The following is a 16,783-nucleotide window of genomic DNA, read 5'->3' as shown; positions in this document are numbered from 1 at the left end:
GGCTCCCTGGCAAGCAGGGCACCGATTGTTGATTTTCCTGAGCCTGCGACACCTATGACGATAATGATCATGAGGAGACCCGCTCCTTTTCGCACCGGCCTACCGCATGTTGAGAGCCCGGAGCAGAGTGACAGCCTTGTCGGGGAAGTCGGTGAAGAGGCTGTCCACGCCGTAGAGCATGTAAAACTGGTAGAGCTCCTGATCAAAGGATGAATATATCCTGGGAAGGGCATCTGCGCGGAACGTGTAGGGTCCCACCTTGAGCCCTGCCTTGTGGGCCATCTCCACTATCGCCGGGTTCTTTTCAATCCGGGACTTGTGGGGAGAGAGAATGGTGGCGTAAGCGGCAATTTCTGCGATATTTTTCTCGTTGAGCTCTCCCGTGAAGGGCTTTTCCACGGGATCGACATCATCAGGCTCCGAAACAAGCTGCATGAGGGGCATGGTGCAACCGAGCTTTCTGAGCTTCTTCAGGGTCTCAGGCTCAAAGCACTGCACGATTACAGGCGCTCCCTCCTTCATGTAGCCGTATTCCCTGATGAGCCTGATAAAGCGCTCCTCAACGGGAAGGCCTTCCTTTGCATGAAACGAGGGCTGCTTGAGCTCCGGTATGATGCCCGTGTTCCTGGAGCGGCTCTTGTTGAGGCCCTGGACCAGCTCCATCATTTCCCTGAAGGTGGCAATCTCGAACTTTGACTTGCCCATGGGGAAGCGCCCTTTGAAGGCAGCGGTTTTGCCGTCAATGGAGCGCTCATGGACCGAGAGGCTCTTGATCTCGGCAAGGGTAAAATCGATGACATACCAGTGCCCGTCATGCCTCGCCTTCCTGGGGAAGAGGATGGCAGCGTTGGTGGTATCTTCCAGGTAATAGTCATGCACGCAGACGAAGACACCGTCCTTGGTGAGCACAAGATCGGGCTCTATGAAATCGGCCTCCATGGCGTGGGCCATCGCGTATGCCGGGAGAGTGTGCTCAGGGAGGTAGCCGCTTGCCCCCCGGTGGGCATAGACTTCCTTCTTTTCTTTCTCGCCGGAATGGGCGGGGAGTGCCGTGATACAGGCAATGAAAAAGATTGTGAGGAGAACGGGGATCGCTCTTTGCTTCATCATATGCACCTCTTTTCTTGAAGGAGGGAGGCTTCAGGCGCCTCCCTCTCCTATCAATATTCTACGGTGGTGTCTTTTTTCTTCCATCCTGAGGTAAAAATATTGGATGCCGCTCTCTGCCGGGCTGAGTGTCCTGCCTCACGGAATCTCTTTTCTGCCGAGAGGAGGAGGCAGCAGGTGAGGAGAATCAATTCAGTGCTGTTTAATGAGGAGGTGGGGCGGAACAGCCTTGGCCGGAACATGTCAGATGCACTGCATCCAGGAAGAGCCGCATACCATGGTGACGAGATTGACAGGCTTACAGGCCTCCCCGGCCGGAGAAAATGGCATGGTGAGGCATCATCTCCCCTTAAAAAGACCGGTGAACCCCTCTCTCTCTTCCTTATCGACATCGATCACCTTTCTTCAATCAATGAAGGTCATGGCCCCACTTCCGGGGATTTTGTCATTGACGGGCTTGCAGTTTTTCTCAGGAGCCACCTTGGAGAGAAGTGCTCTCTTTACCGCTATGGCGGTGACTGTTTCCTTGCCCTCTTCCGGGGAATCATGGAACAGGAGGCATACTCCTGGGCGGATTCGCTGCTGAAAGAGATGGCGGAGTACCGCATTGAGCTCCCTGATGTTGATGAGCCTCTCCACCTCTCGGTAAGCATCGGTTTCGTGCATTCCGGGGAGGGGGGAGCACCCCTCAGCGAGCTTGTGTTGAAGGCCGGCGAAGCACTGCACCTTGCAAAAAAAAGCGGGAGGAGGCAGTTGTGCCAGGAGTTCCCTGAGAAAGCCCCTCTGCCTTCCGAAGGGTATCTGTGCCGCTTTTTCCCCTCGCGCCGCTATTTCAAGAAGGGTGACACTCTGGAGAAGCTCATCTCCTGGGTATCCGACTGGAGTAATACCTCTCACCTCTTCACCTTTCTCACAGGCCCCCCGGGGTCAGGGAAAACGAGGCACCTGAGAGAGCTTGAGGGAGCTCTTGCTTCGTCAGGTGAAACATCGCTCATCATGGAGCTCACGCATGCAGGGGCCCTGCAGCCTTTCACCGCTGTCCTGGCGGCCTTGAGAGTCTTTTTTAAGAAGTTCCCTGACCTGGTAGCGCCTGCAGCAGGGTCCCTTCAATCAGAGCAGGTTGAGGAGCTCCTGCCGTTTATTGCTGAGTTTCTCCCCTTCAGGCATGATAAGCCGGCCAGGCATCTTACCCCCCGCGAGAAGCAGACGGCACTCCTGGAAGCGCTTGTCTCCATTCTGGAGGTGTGCACCCAGAGAATGCGCCTTGTGATGATTTTCGATGATCTTCAGCATGTTGACATAGGCACCATCAAGCTCCTGGATCATCTTTACCGGCTTACGGAAAAGGGTAAAATAAAGGTGGCTGTTACTGTTGAGCAGGGCTCCCTGCTGGAGGGGAACATGGCTCTGAAGGATTTCATGGAGCGCCGCAGCGAGCGGGGGGACTCACTCTTTCTTTCTCTTGATGCGCTTAATGAAAAAGAGGCCGATGGCTTTATATCCCTGATTCTCCCTGCTCTGAAAGGGAGAGAGCAGCTTGTACCCCTGGTCTGGAAGGCTTCAAAGGGGATACCCCTCTCTATCGAGGAGACTCTGAAGTTTTTTCTCATGAGGGGCTACTTTCACCTCGAAGGAGAGGGCCTTTGCGCGGGGGACATTCCCCGCGAGGTTGTTCCCCTCACGGTAAGTGAGGCCGTGCTGAGGCGGACCGAGTATCTTGGCCACGAGTGCCGGGCTCTCCTCTCGAAGGCGGCGGTGATAGGGAACAATTTTGATATAGATATGCTGGAAAAGCTTACAGGGATGGAATACATCACCTTCGTCGAAAATCTGGACAAGGCCGTGGCTGCATCAGTGCTGAGAGAGAAGGAGACTTTCGGCACTTATGCCTTTGTGCATGACCTGGTGCGCCAGGCATTGTATGGCGAGCTTCCCGACGATGACAGGCGGAAGTTTCATCACACTCTCGGCACCTTTCTCGAGTCGGAGGAAGACTCCCATGGTAAGCTGGCGGGGCTTGCCTACCATTTTGAGCAGTCAGGTAACATCGAGAAGTCCCTTGAGTACATCAATACCCTTGCCCAGGTCTATGAGGGCTTCATCACGCCCCAGGCCCTGAATGTCTATATAGGCCGCATGCCCCAGCTGAAGGACTGGGGCACGGAAAAGGAGCTCACGGCCGAAGAGGAGAGCGATGCTTTAAAAGCTTTTGCGATGGTGGGGCTGAGCTTCGGCAACATCAGAAATTATTCTGTCGAGAGCGTGGTAACGCAGACAACGCTCGATGCCGGTTTCTCGATGCTGGACAAGGTCCTCACCACGGTGGGCTGTATTGGCCTCTCTTTTGCAGAGGAGCAGGTAATCCTCAACGGAAAAGAGCTGATGACAGCGGGCGAGAATCTCAAGGAACTGCGCGAAGCCTTTCACGGCCATAGGATAAATGGAATAGTGCTGAAGCCCGGCGTTGACCGCCAGCAGTTCCAGGATTTCTCGACTCTTCTTACCCTGCCTCACGATGCCGTAGTCTCCTCGGGAGGATGGAGCCCCGCCCTTAAAAAGCACCGTGTCACCCATATAGTGGTGAATGAAAAAATCATGGTGGCTGTCGGCGAGAAGGATATCTTTGACCCGGCGAAGCTTGTGGATGCCCATTCTGTAGCCATAAGAGACAGCCTTTCCGCACTGGCTGATACTGAGCCTCCTGACCTGTCACCTGGCGGCCTTTTCGACAAGCTTGAAGGAGAGCTTGAGAAAGTCAAGCTGGATAAAGCTGCCCACGGAGCTGTCCTGGGAAGGATAGACCGTCTTACCTCTTTGCTGGCAGGTTTCCGGGATATGGCTTACAGGGAGCCGGAGAAGCTCAGGGAGGCTCATTCTCCCGGAGAAGGCATGCCTCTTTTTTTCGATGAGAAGGCCGCCCCGCAGGATGAAACCGCAAGCGCCTGGGAACAGGTGGCTCATCGTATCGGGAAGCAGGAGATAAACAGGATCCTCTCCCTTATGAGAAGCATTGACATTTCACTTCTGGAGTATCTCCAGCAGACCCCTCCCTTTCTCCTTGCGGAGCTTGAGTCAGACGACAGGAGCAGGGTGACGGCTGCGGCAATGGGGCTGTGGAATACCGGCAGTGAAGCGGCGGGGTGGCTTGTGGGCTACCTTGCCACCTCTGACAATGCACGGGGGAGGATTATTGCCTCCTATCTCCTCAAGAAAATGAGGCCTGATTTTGCCGGGCCTGTCCTCATACGCCTGATGGAAACGCCCTCTCCTGATGAGAAAGCGAGGCTTCTCGAGGTGCTCTCAGATTCAGATGTCCCTGAAGTGAACCATGTACTTGCCGCCCTCCTCAATCACCCTCTGCAGGACATACGGCGGAGCGTTCACCGGTACCTCATCAGGGCAAAGCTTGAAGGGAAAGTGGATATTCTCAGGTCGGTCCTTCAGAAAGGCGAGCCTGCTGCCGCTTCCGATGCGGCTCTCTGCCTCGGGGCTCTCGGGGCGAAGGAAGCGCTCCATGATCTGATGAAGGTTCTTCAACGAAAGTGGCAGAAGAGCAGCGATGAGCTCATCGCCCTCGAGAGGGAAGCCTGTGTCGCCCTGGGTAGAATAGGCGATCCTTCGGCAGTCCCGCTTCTTTCAGGCGTGCTCATCGAGGGGACTGCGGCGCATTTCATGGGAAAAAGGGACCCATCGGTCCGTGCTGCGGCTGCCTGGGCTCTCAGTTATTTTGCCCCCGACAAGGTGAAGGATCTGCTGGAGAGGGCCTCAAGAGAACCCCATCCCGTGATAAGCTCCGCGGCAAAGCTCGCTTATGAGCGCCTTGCCATGCCTGTTGAAGAGAGAAAGAAAAAGGAGCAGCCTTTCGCCGAAGATGAGTTCCGCTCTCTCCTTGACGGCGTTGAAAAGAAAGAGGGCCTTACTGCCGGCTCCACCGAGGGGCTTGAAGGTTCAGGCGGAGCAAAAGAGGTGAGCTCCTGAAAGGAAGAACGCAGATTTAAGTGCGCGGCACTATAAATATAAGGAGGAAGACAATGAAAAGAATGATTTTGTGCTCAGCCATAATACTGGGAGTGATTCTCTGGGTCCTGCCGGCCTGTGCCGGGCAGCCAGACAACTACTGGACAAAGTTCGGCGTGGGGAGCTGGGTCCTTTCGGAGATGCAGGGCGGCATGCAGCAGAAGCAGACCCTCATCCAGAAGTCGCCGAGCGAGTTCACGCTCAGAATCGAGATGATTATGAACGGGAAAGTCATCAACACTACTGATACAAAGATACCCCTCAAGTCCGGCACTGCCACCTCGGGCAAAGAGGTGAAAGTGAAGGAATACCCCGACAGTTACCTGGTGAAGGCGAAAAAGCTGGCATGCAGGGTCTATGAGACAGGCACGCCGCAGGGCGTCTCGAAGAGCTGGGTATGCGACAAGGTCCCCGGGGGCTCAGTGAAGCAGGTCATCGGGAACAACGAGACGCTCAAGGTTATTGATTTCGAGGCAAAATAGGGCCCCGCCTGCTAATGGTGCTCTGTCTCATAATACTCGTAGTAGCGCGGTATCACCACGATGCCTGAAGCCGTGGTGTGGGCTTTTTCCAGGAGCTTCCTGAAGATGCGCATGCGCTCGGCCTGCTCCTCCTTGTACTGCTCAAAGTCCTGCACGTCGTATTCAAAGCCCACGTGGTCCTGGAGATAGACGCGGCCTCCGGTGATGACCGTTCCCGCGGGGACCTTCACGTTTTTGTCAATGATGACGCGCTCCAGCACGCAGCGGCGCCCTATGTCCACGTTGTCAAAGATGATGCTGTGCGAGACCCTTGAGAAGCTGTTTACGCGTACCTCCGGCGACAGTATCGACTCCTCCACGTAGCCGCCGCTTATAATGCAGCCGTCGCATACGATGGAGTTTATGGCCTCGCCGCGCCGATCCGAGCCTGAGAAGACAAACTTGGCCGGCGGGAGAGAGTCGGTCACCGCCGAGTAGATGGGCCAGCTCTTGTCATAGAGGTTGAAGATGGGGTTCACCCCCACGAGGTCCATATTGGACTCGAAATAGCTGTCCACCGTTCCCACATCGCGCCAGTAGCCTACCTCCGATTCCTTCACCGGCTCGCGGGACCAGCGGTTATCCATGAAATCATAGACAAAGACCTTCATGCCCTTCATTTTGGAGAGCCTGGGAATGACGTTCTTCCCGAAGTCATGGGATGTCTCCCTGGCAGGAAGGTGGGCGTCGTGCTTCAGGGCATCGACGAGGACATCCCTGTTGAAGATGTAGTTTCCCATGGAGACAAGGGCATGAGCGGGATCGCCGGGGATGTGCTTGGGATTCTGGGGCTTCTCCTCGAAATCGATCATCCGGTAGTTTTCATCGACCTGGATGACGCCGAAGGAGCGGGCGTGCTCTATGGGGAAAGCCCTGGCGCAGACCGTGAGGTGGGCGCCCTTGGCGCGGTGAAAGTCGATAATGGACTCGATATTCATCTTGTAGATATGATCCCCGCCGAAGACTGCCACCAGGTCAGGCATCTCCTGATTGATCTGTATCATGTTCTGGTAGATGCAGTCGGCAGTCCCGCGGTACCACACGGGCGGCGCCGGTCCTATGCAGCGCACGTATTCGCTACGCGAGCCGAAGCGGCGGTTCCAGCTGTGCTCCACGTGATCGACAAGGGAGAAGGAGCGGTGCTGGATGAGCACGTAGAGCTTCTTGATCCCCGAGTGAAAGAAGTTGGTAAGCACAAAGTCGATGATCCGGTATTTACCGCCGAATGGCACTGCCGGCTTGGCCCTGATGTCGCTCGTGAGGACCTCGAGCCTCTTTCCCTCGCCGCCCGCCATGATGATTCCCATTATTTTCTGCATTACAATCCCGCCCTTTCATAGAAATCGGTGATTTCGTCCAGTCCCCGCAGTTCAAGATATGCCGCCCCTGCCCGCCGCCGGGACAGGCAGGTGCCGCCGCGGCTTTCTTATGAGCCTGTGTAGAGCACCAGCTCGTAATAGCGCGGCACCGCAACGATTCCCGATGCGGTGGCGTGGCTCTTCTCCACAAGGCCTTTGAACCTCTCAAGGATAAACTGCTGCTCCTCTTCGCCTGCCTTTTTTACCCCTTTCCCCAGAGCGGCGCTCCCTTTGGGAATATCCACCTTGCCGCCTTTTATCACGGTGCCGTCGGGAACGACAACACACTTGTCTATGATGGCCTTCTCAATTCTGCAGCCCTTGCCGATCTTCACTCCGTCAAAGACAATGCTCTCGCGGAGCTCGCTTCCCGAGTTCACTTCCGTTCCCGGGAAAAGGATTGACTTGTGGATGTGGCACCCTCTCAGCACGCAGCCGTCGCTCACGATTGAGTGGGTTACCTGCTGATTTCCCCCGTTATTGAAGTCCCCATAGAATCTCGGCGGTGGGAGGTTGTCGGTGTTTACCGAGTAGAGGGGCCAGGAAGGATTGTACAGGTCAAAGAGGGGCTTTTCCTCGAGAAGGTCCATGCTTGCCTCGTAATAGCTGTCAACGTTGCCGATATCACGCCAGTAGCCCGGTTTCCCGGTGGATCTGCCCCCTTCACCGGGAAGGCCGGTGAACTCATAGACAAAGATTCTGATGCCTTCTTTTTTCATGAGCATGGGGATTATGTCGTTGCCGAAGTCATGCTTCGTATCCTTGTCAGGGAGCCTGGAATTGTGCTCCAGGGCCTCAATGAGGATTTCCCTGTCAAAGATGTAGTTGCCCATTGAGATCCACATGTGGTCCTCATCACCCTTGATGGGAATGTGGCGCGATGACTTCTCTTCGAAGTGGACAAGCCTGCCCTTCTCATCGCGCTCAATGATGCCGAAGCGCCCCGTGGATTTTTTCAGGGGGAAGCGGATGGCACAGATGGTAAGATGGGCCTCCTTTTCACGGTGGAATTTTACCATCTCCCTTATATCCATGCGGTACACATGGTCACCGGCGAAGACAGCCACCATGTCAGGATTCTCAATCTTTATCCTGCTTATGTTCTGATGGACGCTGTCGGCGGTGCCTTTCTGCCAGTGAGGCGGCATGGGCCCCAGGACCCTGATGAACTCGTCACTTGAACCGAACCGGTAATTCCAGTTCTCCTCAATATGCTGCACAAGGGAAAGAGACTTGTGCTGGATCAGGACATTGATCTTTTTAATCTCCGAGTTGAAAAAGTTGGAGAGGGCAAAGTCAATGAGCCGGTATTTACCGCCGAAGGGCACGGCGCTCTGGGCCCTCACATCGCTTGTGAGCACCTCAAGCTTCCTGCCGACACCTCCGGCCATAATCATGGCAAGCACAGTATTTCTCACGCTATTCATCGTATCACCAGGCTTTCAATATTTTTGCGGGGCCTCTCGGGGATGCATATGGACCCTCATGAAGAGTTGGGGACAACGGGTGGATTTTCCTGCTGTATTTACTTTTCCTGTGATGTCGTGAAGAAAGAGTATCCTGGAAAAGGGGGGAAATTCATGAGATCATGGAGCAGGGCTTTTTTCTTGATAAGCGCCATAGTGCTCATCATGGCAGGCTTTGCATATGCCCAGTCTGCCGGTACCTACCCGAGGTCTTCCTCTGCTTTCGGGCCGGCGCTGGGCTGCGCCCTTTTCATGCTTGTCGTGGTCTTTCTGATAATGGCGGCGGTCCTTCATTTTGCTGCGGGGATGGCCCAGGTTGAGAATCCCACTTTTGGCAAGGCGGCCCTTTCAATGTTTCTCATAGGCCTCATCGGGGCGCCTCTCAAGTTCGCCGATACAGTGCTCGCAGGGGGCTTATCATATTTCTCAGCAGGTCTGGGGTGCTTTTTCGGCATCCTCGTCTTTATCTGCATTGTCAGCCTCAATATCATAGTGGTGAAATATGTGTACGGCACCGAGTGGAAAAAGGCAGCCCTTGCCTACGGCTACTCGATACTGGTTTATATTGCAATGGGCGCAGGCCTGTATTTCCTTGGAAGGGGCTGCACCTCCATGTTCTAGAACAGGCGGCCCTGTCATCGGCAGCTGTGGCTCCTGAAGAGCTCTATAATATCATTGAACCTGCCTTCCTTCGCGTAGGCCATTGGCGTTTTTCCCTCGCGGTCCACGATGTTTCCGTAGGCCTTTTTCTCAAGAAGGAGCTCGGTCATTTCCGTGAAGCCCTTTTTCGCCGCAAAGTGGAGGGCTGTCCTGCCGTCCGGTCCCACGGCGTTCACATCGGCGCCTTTTTCGATGAGGAAAGCCGCTGTCTCCACCTGATCGCCAATGGCGGCATAGTGGAGGCACGTGAAGCCGTCATTGTCTTTTTTCTTTGCCAGGGCAGGATTGACCGCGAGGAGTGCTTTCACTTCCGCCATGGCGCCCTCGCCCGATTTTTCGTTGAGCCGTCGCACCTGCTGAGGGACGGGTGTCTCTTCGGGTGTGGCTTCCATGACCGGGGGAGCGGGGTGAGGCTCTCTGGCGGTGCAAGAGGCCAGCGTGAGGGCAAGGACAAGAGCGGCGAGAGATAATATCTTCTTCATGCCAGTGCTTCACAATTCCTCATAGCAGGTGAGTCCGCTCTCCTGGAACAGGGGCTTTTTCTCCTGACTCCTGTCTTCTGGCTCCTATTTGCTTGAAATCCTGCCCTTGACGTGGCCCATATTCTGGAACTTACCGCCTATGGTGGTCACGTCCCCCTCTATGGTCCCTGTGTTTACAAGGGTGCCGTAGTTGGTCACATTGCCTTCCAGGGGCGCCATTATTGTTGCGCTTGCGCCCTTGCTCACGGTGAGGCTCCCGCGGAGAGTGGCCATGAGGTTGAGCTTTTTCCCGGACGGGACCACGTAATTTCCTTCAAGCTGGTTTACGACATTCCCGCTTATCTCGTTTCCCTTCACTGCCGAAGACAGTGAAGTGCTGTTCTTGCCCGTATCTTCAGGGGCGGCAGTCGTTCTTCCCCCCGGCGATGATGAAGATTCTCCCTGTGAGCCTGCAAGGTCCGTCACCACATTCACCATCGTTGCCGTGGCTGGCGTCCTGGAGATAGAGATAGCGATGGTGCCCTTGCCCCTGGCGGCCTTGAGGGAGATTGTCTCTACGGAGAAGGCCGCCGTGGAGGAGTCTTTCGAGATGGTCCACTTCAGGCTTTTCAGCTTCTCCCGGATGAGGTCCGCTATCTTGTCGCACTCGCCGGAGTAGGTGTAAGTGCGCTCCTCATACCAGTCCTCGGCGTTCTTGGAGAGGGGCTTTATTCCCGGCACGGTGGCAAGCCATTCATTGATCTCCCTGCCCTCCGTGGCGACCCTCAGGAGGCCCGTGAGGATGTCGGAGTGGTATGGAGCTGCCTCGGAGAGGCCTGCCATGGCAATGGTGATCACGGCAATGGCAAACAGGACAGTGCATGACTTTTTCATTATTTTCTCCTCTATTTTCCTCGTTTTCTCAAGCTCCAGCCCCTGAAGCCTATGAGGCGGCAGCTCCCTGGCCCTGCTCTCTGATCTGGTATTCCCTGCGGATAATATGCTGGGCCTTTTGAAGCTTCATTGTCCCTTTCCATATCTCATCTTTTGCGTTGGTGAGCTTATCACCCGAGAGGGCCGATGCAAACTCTCTGAACAGCGCCATGCCCCGTGCGAACCCCTCGACTCCCTCCCTGTAGGCCCCCGATGCTTCCTGGAGGCGGGCCTTGATCGTGTCAGCCTTTTTCCCCAGCTTCTGCGCCATTTCCGGCGTCACCCTGGGCACCTGCTTCACCCGCCGCGAGGCGATGGCGAGGCGCTGATCCATATCGGAGAGGACTTTTTCGAAATCGGCGGCGGTGATGGCTCCCTCCATGAGCTTTCCTGCCGACTCGAAGAGGTTGTTCACATAGACTGTCATGCGGGGCTCATCATCCCTGGGCTTTTCCTTGACGCCCTCGTCGGAGAGGTAGTCCACGAAGGTGGAGAGCTCGGCGCCTACCTGGGGGAGAAGAGCCCTGCAGTTGCGGCAGTGAATCTCTCCGATCACATTGCTGTGGCCGCAGTAAAAGCAGGTGATCTTCCCGCTTTCCTCGGCTATTGACTGGAGGTTCTCGATGGCGGCGCTGAAATTGTCGGCCGCCGACCTGAGCACCTCGTCATGGACATAGAAATCGTCTATCGAGGCGGTCTCGCTGAATTTTTCCAGGCCCTCGATGGCGCCGGCAATTTCCTCAAGAGTGGCCCCGATAAGGGCGGTGTTCTCACTCTGCTCGGGCGTTTCGGGCTTTGCCCTCGACGTGATCTCGTCATACCTGAATTTCACGCTGGTGTAAAGATGGCGCAGCTCCTGGAGATAGTAAAGGAACACTTCCTTTTCCCCCGTGCCATGGTAAATCCAGTTATACCCCGAGTGGATCACCAGGTTCACGAGAGGGATGGGCGTCGGTGTCTGGGAGAAGAACCTGAGATGGGAGATGATGTCATAGCGTTCGTAGTAATCCCCCCACTGGGCCATGCTTTCCTCGATGGCTGCCAGGGCTGCGGCATCCTGCGCTTCGCAGTGGTAGGCAATGTTCTGCAGAATAGTCTCGTAGTTTGAATAGAAGGTGGTGAGGCCATCGGTAAAGATTGTCTGCTCGCCCTGCTCTATGAGCTCCCGGGCTTTTGGGATGAGGGACAGCTCTGTTTGTGCCGTCTTTTTCAGCTCATCGAAAGCCCCGGCGCCGTTCGTGATGTCCCTTATGAAGAGCAGCACGGTGTTTGCCCCGGGATGACCTGTAGGTCCCCTTGCGATGAGGGCATCGCGACGGAAGTCCAGGAATGCCGACTGGATTGACTCCGCGATGGTATTCGCCTTTTCCATGAACTCTTCAATAAGGGATTTCGTGAGCTTTACGCCGTGGGAGGTGACATCCTCGACGGCATGAAGGTAATCATCAAGGAGCCTGTGGACGCTCCCGATTGACTCGCGGCAGTATTCCTGCACTTCCTGGCTCTCAACAGAGACGGCGGCGTTGAAATCGGCGCGGAGATCCCTTATCCCCTCCTCTGCCGTGGGGAGGATCTCCAGGAACCGGTAGGCAGGTGCCGTGCCGGTCATGATTTCATGGGCCTTTTCCTCAAGGAAGGATGTAACCTCCCTGTGGGTCCTAGGGGCCATATGCCACCTCCACCTCTCTCAATGACACGCATAGAGTAATTTTCCCTTCATGGGAAATTCCCTTCTTCCCGGTCATCGGTTACCAAAATGTAACAAAAATGTAAAACTTTTCTTACAATATGTCTATTGACTTTTCCTCTTTTTGTACTGATAATAAAAGATAGAGAAACTTTAAGGAGGGGATAGTATGTACACTGGATATAACGGAATCAATGGCAATTACCCCATGGTAATACTGCCGCAACAGTTCATCGCCGACATTGCCTTCAACAGTTATGCCCAGGGGATGTACGACGGCGCCAACGGCCTCATGGGGCCCACCATGGATGGGTCGTACCAGAACTATGGTGCAAACGGCAGCTATTCGGGGACCAACTGGATGGCGGAGTTCATGCAGCTCCCCTACTTTCAGCAGCAGGCAATCATGCAGGGCATGATGAGCCAGTTCCTGGAGCAGTATGCGAACGACAATCCTTACCTGCTCCCCCGCGGCACCACAGGCGACAATGCGAGGGATGTGGGGACCAGGGGCGATGACAGCCAGATACGCTTCGGCACGGTGAACAATGATACTTACAGGCAGTATGGCTATGCCGGGAATGACACGCAGTATGAAAGCGGCAACGCCGGTGATGACAGGCTTTACCAGTATGGCGGCGCGGGGAATGATACGCAGACTACCGATGCCGGGTCGGGCAATGACTATGTCTATCAGACCGGCGATGCCGGGAATGACGGGATGGTTGCCAATGGTGGTGAAGGCAATGACAGGCTGTACCAGTATGGTGGGACGGGGACAGATTCACTGAATTCTACAGGTGGCTCTGGAAATGACTATATTTATGAAGATGGCGGTGCAGGCAATGACACGCTTCGCGTAGATGGAAATGATGGTAACGATACTGTTCGTATGTATGGTGGTTCTGGAAACGATAATATGACTTATGTGGTAAGTGGTGGAACTGATAATGTTGTGATCGACGGCGGCACAGGCTCAGGCGACTACGCCACCATCAATGCCAACAACCAGAACTTCACTGTGAAGGATTCCCGCGGCAGGGTCCTCTACAAGTCGGGCGACGGCGGCTCAACAATCACGGTGAAGAACACCGAGCACTTCAAAGTAGTCGATCCGAACGGGAATGTCCTTTACAACAAATAGGATATTTCAGCAGAATAACATCCAGAGAGCCCCGCAAGGGGCTCTTTTATTTATATGCGGGCCTCTCTCAGCAGGGCCATGATATAGTTGCCCACCTGCTTCACCTGGGTATCTTCAAAATTTATGAACTCGACGCCCAGAGTATAATCCTCTGTCTTTTTGTTGTATGCGCTCCGCTTGATAATGCCGCGGCACTCCATGAGGGCGAGGTTTTTATAGGGGCCGATGCGGAGCGTCACCTCTTTGTCGATGCCGGGGTCCCTTATGAGGTTCATCTTGATGCCCCCCAGGGAGAGGTCGATGGCCACGCCGGTGAGCCACTTTCTTTTTTCCAGCACCACCTGGACAGGGAGGCTCGAGGTGACGCGCACGGTCCTTCTGCGCCCGGCATCGCCTGTTGAGGCCACTCCGTGGCGGGAGAGCTCCTTGTACACCCAGGTATTCCTGATGGTCTCCTCATCTTCCAGGAACATGGCGCCGGCATAGAAGAGGGGGAAGCCTCTCTTCTGCCGGCACCAGACAATCTCGGCCTTGAGGAGCACCGTGTGGCGGCCCTCTCCTTCGGTCTCATCAGGCAGGGTGAGGGCTTTTACCGTGAGGATGTCACCCCTGGAGAGCTTTACCGGCGAGAGGAGCCTGAGGCCTGTGGCTTCTAGGGCGATAATAGTCCCCTCAAAGGTATATTCGCCTACGCTGAAGGCTGCTTCTATAAAGCAGCTTATCCTGGGCGCCCGGCGCCGCTCCTTGAGGATAAGATCCTCCTCGCGGCATTTCGTCACTATCTCCTTGAGCTTTGAGAGCCAAGCCATAATAGTTCCTCCGCATTACCACCAATGAGTGCATGTGATGGGGTAAAGAAGTTCTTCGTGATCGCGGGGGACTTTCCTTCCTGGCGCCGCCGTGTTACAATAGGGATGAGGTGATTACCATGGCCGACTCCGCAGAGGTACGAAGGGCATTGCTGACTTACGAGGATTATCTCTGCCTTCCTTCTGACGGGAAGCGCTACGAAGTGCTGGAAGGAGGGCTTATCATGAATCCTGCACCCGACCTTTCCCACCAGGGAGTATCGAGAAACCTTGTAGTGATTCTCAGTAATTTCCTCAAGGGAACAAATACGGGAGCTCTCTACCATGCTCCCGTGGATGTCGTTCTTGATGACCGCACGATTGTACAGCCCGATATTATCTTTATCTCAAAGGAGAAATCATCAATTCTGGGCTCCCGTGGCATAGAGGGAGCACCCGACCTGGTGGTGGAGATCCACTCGGCCTCTACCATGAGGACCGACAGGGTCATCAAATTTCAGCTCTACGCGCAGTTCGGCGTGGAGTGGTACTGGATGCTGGACCCCAGGGTGAAGGTCCTGGAAGAATATGCCCGGAAGGGCGAAGGTTACACCCTTGTTTCTGAGCACTCGGGCAATACCATCTTCAAGCCCGCCCTTTTCCCCGGCCTCGCGATTGAACTCGGCGAAGTCTGGGAGTGACAGCCCTTAGAAGGGGATCATGCGCCAGAGCACCACTTTCATGCGGTCCTGGGGGCGGAGGAAGTCGTTGAGGTTGAAGAGGAAAATTGAAGTGGAAGAACTACTTCCCCCATCATCGTCGTCACCTCCAGTACCTGCTCCGATGGCATCTGCAAGCATACTTCTGCTGTAACTGGTCTGATCTTGATTAAGGGGATCACCCCATATATTCTGGACTATTGTATTGAAATCGGGATTTTGGCAGGCCTGTAAGTATTCCATGAATGCAGTTTGCCCTTTTTTTGTGTATATATATTGACCCAACTCATTACTTACCCAATTTCCAATATGATAACAAAGTGAGTCTGTGTCTGCGATCTTTGTAATATCTTCATCACTGTTGACACATTTATCAAAATACTGTGCTTCGGTCTGTTTCCCATCAGTGACAAGCATATATTTATTATCAGTTGTCTTGCTTACAGTCCACTCAGGGCTCCATTCAGTTCTTAACTTGTTCAATAGACTAGGATTTGAAGCTAAAAGAGCTTGACTGTGGATGTCGTCTCCTATGTGAAATGTCTGAGGTTCGCCTCCCCCGCCAACAGTTGTCGAAACAGAGATACTCTGGTATTCCGGCACGCCCACCATCTTCACGTTCGTCACGTGGATCTGAGAGGTGGGGGACCCGGCATTGATGAAGGCGCCGCAGATGGTGATGTCGCTCGCCGTGAAGTCCCCCTTGGTATACACCAGGCCCTGGAACGACGAGCTCGCGGGGCTCACGCCCCCGAGGGTCACGTTTCCCTGGGCGAGCATCGCCACCTGGTTGTCTGTCTCCAGGATGCATCCCGATCCTACGCTCACGTTGCCCTTGCAGACGATGGCGCCCTTCCCCTTGACACCGCCAGTGATGAAGAGGTCACCCTTCACAAAGAGAAGGGCGCTTGAAAGGTTCAGGTCACCTGATACGGTAAGGGTGCCGTTGCAGATGTTGAAGCCCGTCACTGTGGGGCTTGCGGAGAGCGACGTGATGGTGTTGAGGCCTGGCTTGGGAGTCGGTGTCGAGGGATCGTACGTATCGAGGTTGATATCGGGCAGGCTTACGACGCTCTGCTTCTCCCGCTCTTCACCGCCGATAATAATGGTAGCCGAGGCATTCTTCTTGATCTCGCCGGCAGTCTGCACGTCGCCGGTAATCTTGCTGTTCCCGTTAAGGGTTACGGATTCGGTGCCGGTATTATTTGAAAGAAGGTGGCCCGGCTGCATCTCGCTGTCTTCTATACCGCCTGCAAGAGCCAGCTTGCTGGTCACCGCCGCTACAAGGATCTCACTGTCGGCGACAAATTTTCCTGAGGTGGCGATGCAGTAAGGGAAGGGGGGGAGGTGTATGATGGCCTCGACGGCCTGCACGGCTCCGTTGCACTTTCCCACGCCTATGAGGTGGAGGCTGTTCTGGGGCACCACTCTGTCGCTCCAGCCTACCGTTGAGGAGCTCGACGCCAGGTTGTTCGTGGAATAGGGGATTTTAAGCTCTGTCGCCTTGGCGGTGCTGAAGGTGAGCTGCCCTTCGGCATCCTTATTGTCACTTCCCTTGTGAAAGTCGAGGGTCTCGGTGTCTGTCCTTGCCACGCCGAAGTTCAGGTTCGCGCTGGAAAGGGTTTTCTCCAGGGCCAGCACGGTAGCGGCATCGGCGCAGTTGCGGGCATCGGATGAATTCCCCTGGCTCTGGGCCACGTTGAGATGGAGAATGCTCCCCCCCGCGAGGGAGAAAGCCACTACGGATGCAAGGGCCACCACCATCAGAAGCGTAGCCATCGCTATTCCATTAGGTGTTTTGCGTCTCACTGTCACCACCTCGTTTTCATAGAACTCTTACCTTTATTATACTAAAAGTTTCCCCCTCCCTTCAATAGATAATGGTGACAGACTCCGATAATTACAAAATTGTAACAGGTGAT

The 16,783-nt window shown here is 54.9% G+C and carries 13 protein-coding genes; 5 read left to right on the top strand and 8 right to left on the bottom strand.

Annotated elements, in window-relative coordinates; all coding sequences use genetic code 11:
- Positions 1-99 precede the first annotated feature (99 nt).
- Positions 100-1,110, bottom strand: coding sequence for a glycerophosphodiester phosphodiesterase (gene glpQ, locus RDV48_01110; protein ID MDQ7821370.1), 1,011 nt, complete (start codon positions 1,108-1,110; stop codon positions 100-102).
- A 192-nt stretch (positions 1,111-1,302) separates the two neighbouring features.
- Here glpQ and RDV48_01105 point away from each other — a divergent pair, with 192 nt between their 5' ends.
- Both RDV48_01105 and RDV48_01100 read left to right on the top strand, forming a co-directional pair.
- A complete protein-coding gene (locus RDV48_01105; GenBank protein MDQ7821369.1) occupies positions 1,303-5,085 on the top strand; it encodes a diguanylate cyclase in 3,783 nt (1,260 codons plus the stop codon).
- A 53-nt stretch (positions 5,086-5,138) separates the two neighbouring features.
- On the top strand, positions 5,139-5,606 hold the full coding sequence (locus RDV48_01100) for a hypothetical protein (protein ID MDQ7821368.1): 468 nt from the start codon (positions 5,139-5,141) through the stop codon (positions 5,604-5,606).
- An 11-nt stretch (positions 5,607-5,617) separates the two neighbouring features.
- Here the strand turns inward: RDV48_01100 and RDV48_01095 are convergent, their stop codons facing one another.
- Both RDV48_01095 and RDV48_01090 read right to left on the bottom strand, forming a co-directional pair.
- A complete protein-coding gene (locus RDV48_01095) occupies positions 5,618-6,964 on the bottom strand; it encodes a glucose-1-phosphate adenylyltransferase (GenBank protein ID MDQ7821367.1) in 1,347 nt (448 codons plus the stop codon).
- A 107-nt stretch (positions 6,965-7,071) separates the two neighbouring features.
- Positions 7,072-8,430, bottom strand: a complete 1,359-nt coding sequence (locus RDV48_01090) for a sugar phosphate nucleotidyltransferase (GenBank protein MDQ7821366.1) — start codon at positions 8,428-8,430, stop codon at positions 7,072-7,074.
- Positions 8,431-8,583: 153 nt separating this feature from the next.
- Between RDV48_01090 and RDV48_01085 the strand changes: the two genes are divergently transcribed.
- Positions 8,584-9,090, top strand: coding sequence for a hypothetical protein (locus RDV48_01085; GenBank protein ID MDQ7821365.1), 507 nt, complete (start codon positions 8,584-8,586; stop codon positions 9,088-9,090).
- A gap of 14 nt (positions 9,091-9,104) precedes the next feature.
- On the opposite strand, the gene RDV48_01080 is transcribed toward RDV48_01085, so the two are convergent.
- The 3 genes from RDV48_01080 to RDV48_01070 all read right to left on the bottom strand — a co-directional run bounded on the left by RDV48_01080 (position 9,105) and on the right by RDV48_01070 (position 12,192).
- Positions 9,105-9,611 carry an ankyrin repeat domain-containing protein gene (locus RDV48_01080; GenBank protein MDQ7821364.1) on the bottom strand — a complete coding sequence of 169 codons (507 nt, stop codon included), beginning with the start codon at positions 9,609-9,611 and terminating at the stop codon, positions 9,105-9,107.
- Between the two features lie 84 nt (positions 9,612-9,695).
- The gene (locus RDV48_01075; protein ID MDQ7821363.1) at positions 9,696-10,484 is read right to left on the bottom strand and encodes a hypothetical protein; all 789 of its coding nucleotides are present in this window, start codon (positions 10,482-10,484) and stop codon (positions 9,696-9,698) included.
- Positions 10,485-10,533: 49 nt separating this feature from the next.
- The gene (locus tag RDV48_01070) at positions 10,534-12,192 is read right to left on the bottom strand and encodes a hypothetical protein (protein MDQ7821362.1); all 1,659 of its coding nucleotides are present in this window, start codon (positions 12,190-12,192) and stop codon (positions 10,534-10,536) included.
- Between the two features lie 187 nt (positions 12,193-12,379).
- On the opposite strand from RDV48_01070, the gene RDV48_01065 reads away from it, so the two are divergent.
- The gene (locus tag RDV48_01065; GenBank protein MDQ7821361.1) at positions 12,380-13,354 is read left to right on the top strand and encodes a hypothetical protein; all 975 of its coding nucleotides are present in this window, start codon (positions 12,380-12,382) and stop codon (positions 13,352-13,354) included.
- A 50-nt stretch (positions 13,355-13,404) separates the two neighbouring features.
- Here the strand turns inward: RDV48_01065 and RDV48_01060 are convergent, their stop codons facing one another.
- The gene (locus tag RDV48_01060; GenBank protein MDQ7821360.1) at positions 13,405-14,163 is read right to left on the bottom strand and encodes a PilZ domain-containing protein; all 759 of its coding nucleotides are present in this window, start codon (positions 14,161-14,163) and stop codon (positions 13,405-13,407) included.
- A gap of 119 nt (positions 14,164-14,282) precedes the next feature.
- Here RDV48_01060 and RDV48_01055 point away from each other — a divergent pair, with 119 nt between their 5' ends.
- Positions 14,283-14,843, top strand: coding sequence for a Uma2 family endonuclease (locus RDV48_01055; protein MDQ7821359.1), 561 nt, complete (start codon positions 14,283-14,285; stop codon positions 14,841-14,843).
- Positions 14,844-14,849: 6 nt separating this feature from the next.
- On the opposite strand, the gene RDV48_01050 is transcribed toward RDV48_01055, so the two are convergent.
- On the bottom strand, positions 14,850-16,670 hold the full coding sequence (locus tag RDV48_01050; GenBank protein MDQ7821358.1) for a hypothetical protein: 1,821 nt from the start codon (positions 16,668-16,670) through the stop codon (positions 14,850-14,852).
- Positions 16,671-16,783: the final 113 nt, after the last annotated feature.

It is taken from the genome of Candidatus Eremiobacterota bacterium (genome assembly GCA_031082125.1).
Lineage (GTDB): Bacteria > Vulcanimicrobiota > CADAWZ01 > CADAWZ01 > Ess09-12 > Ess09-12.
The sequence above is the reverse complement of the archived record's forward strand: the minus strand, read 5'-3'. Positions and strand labels throughout refer to the sequence as shown.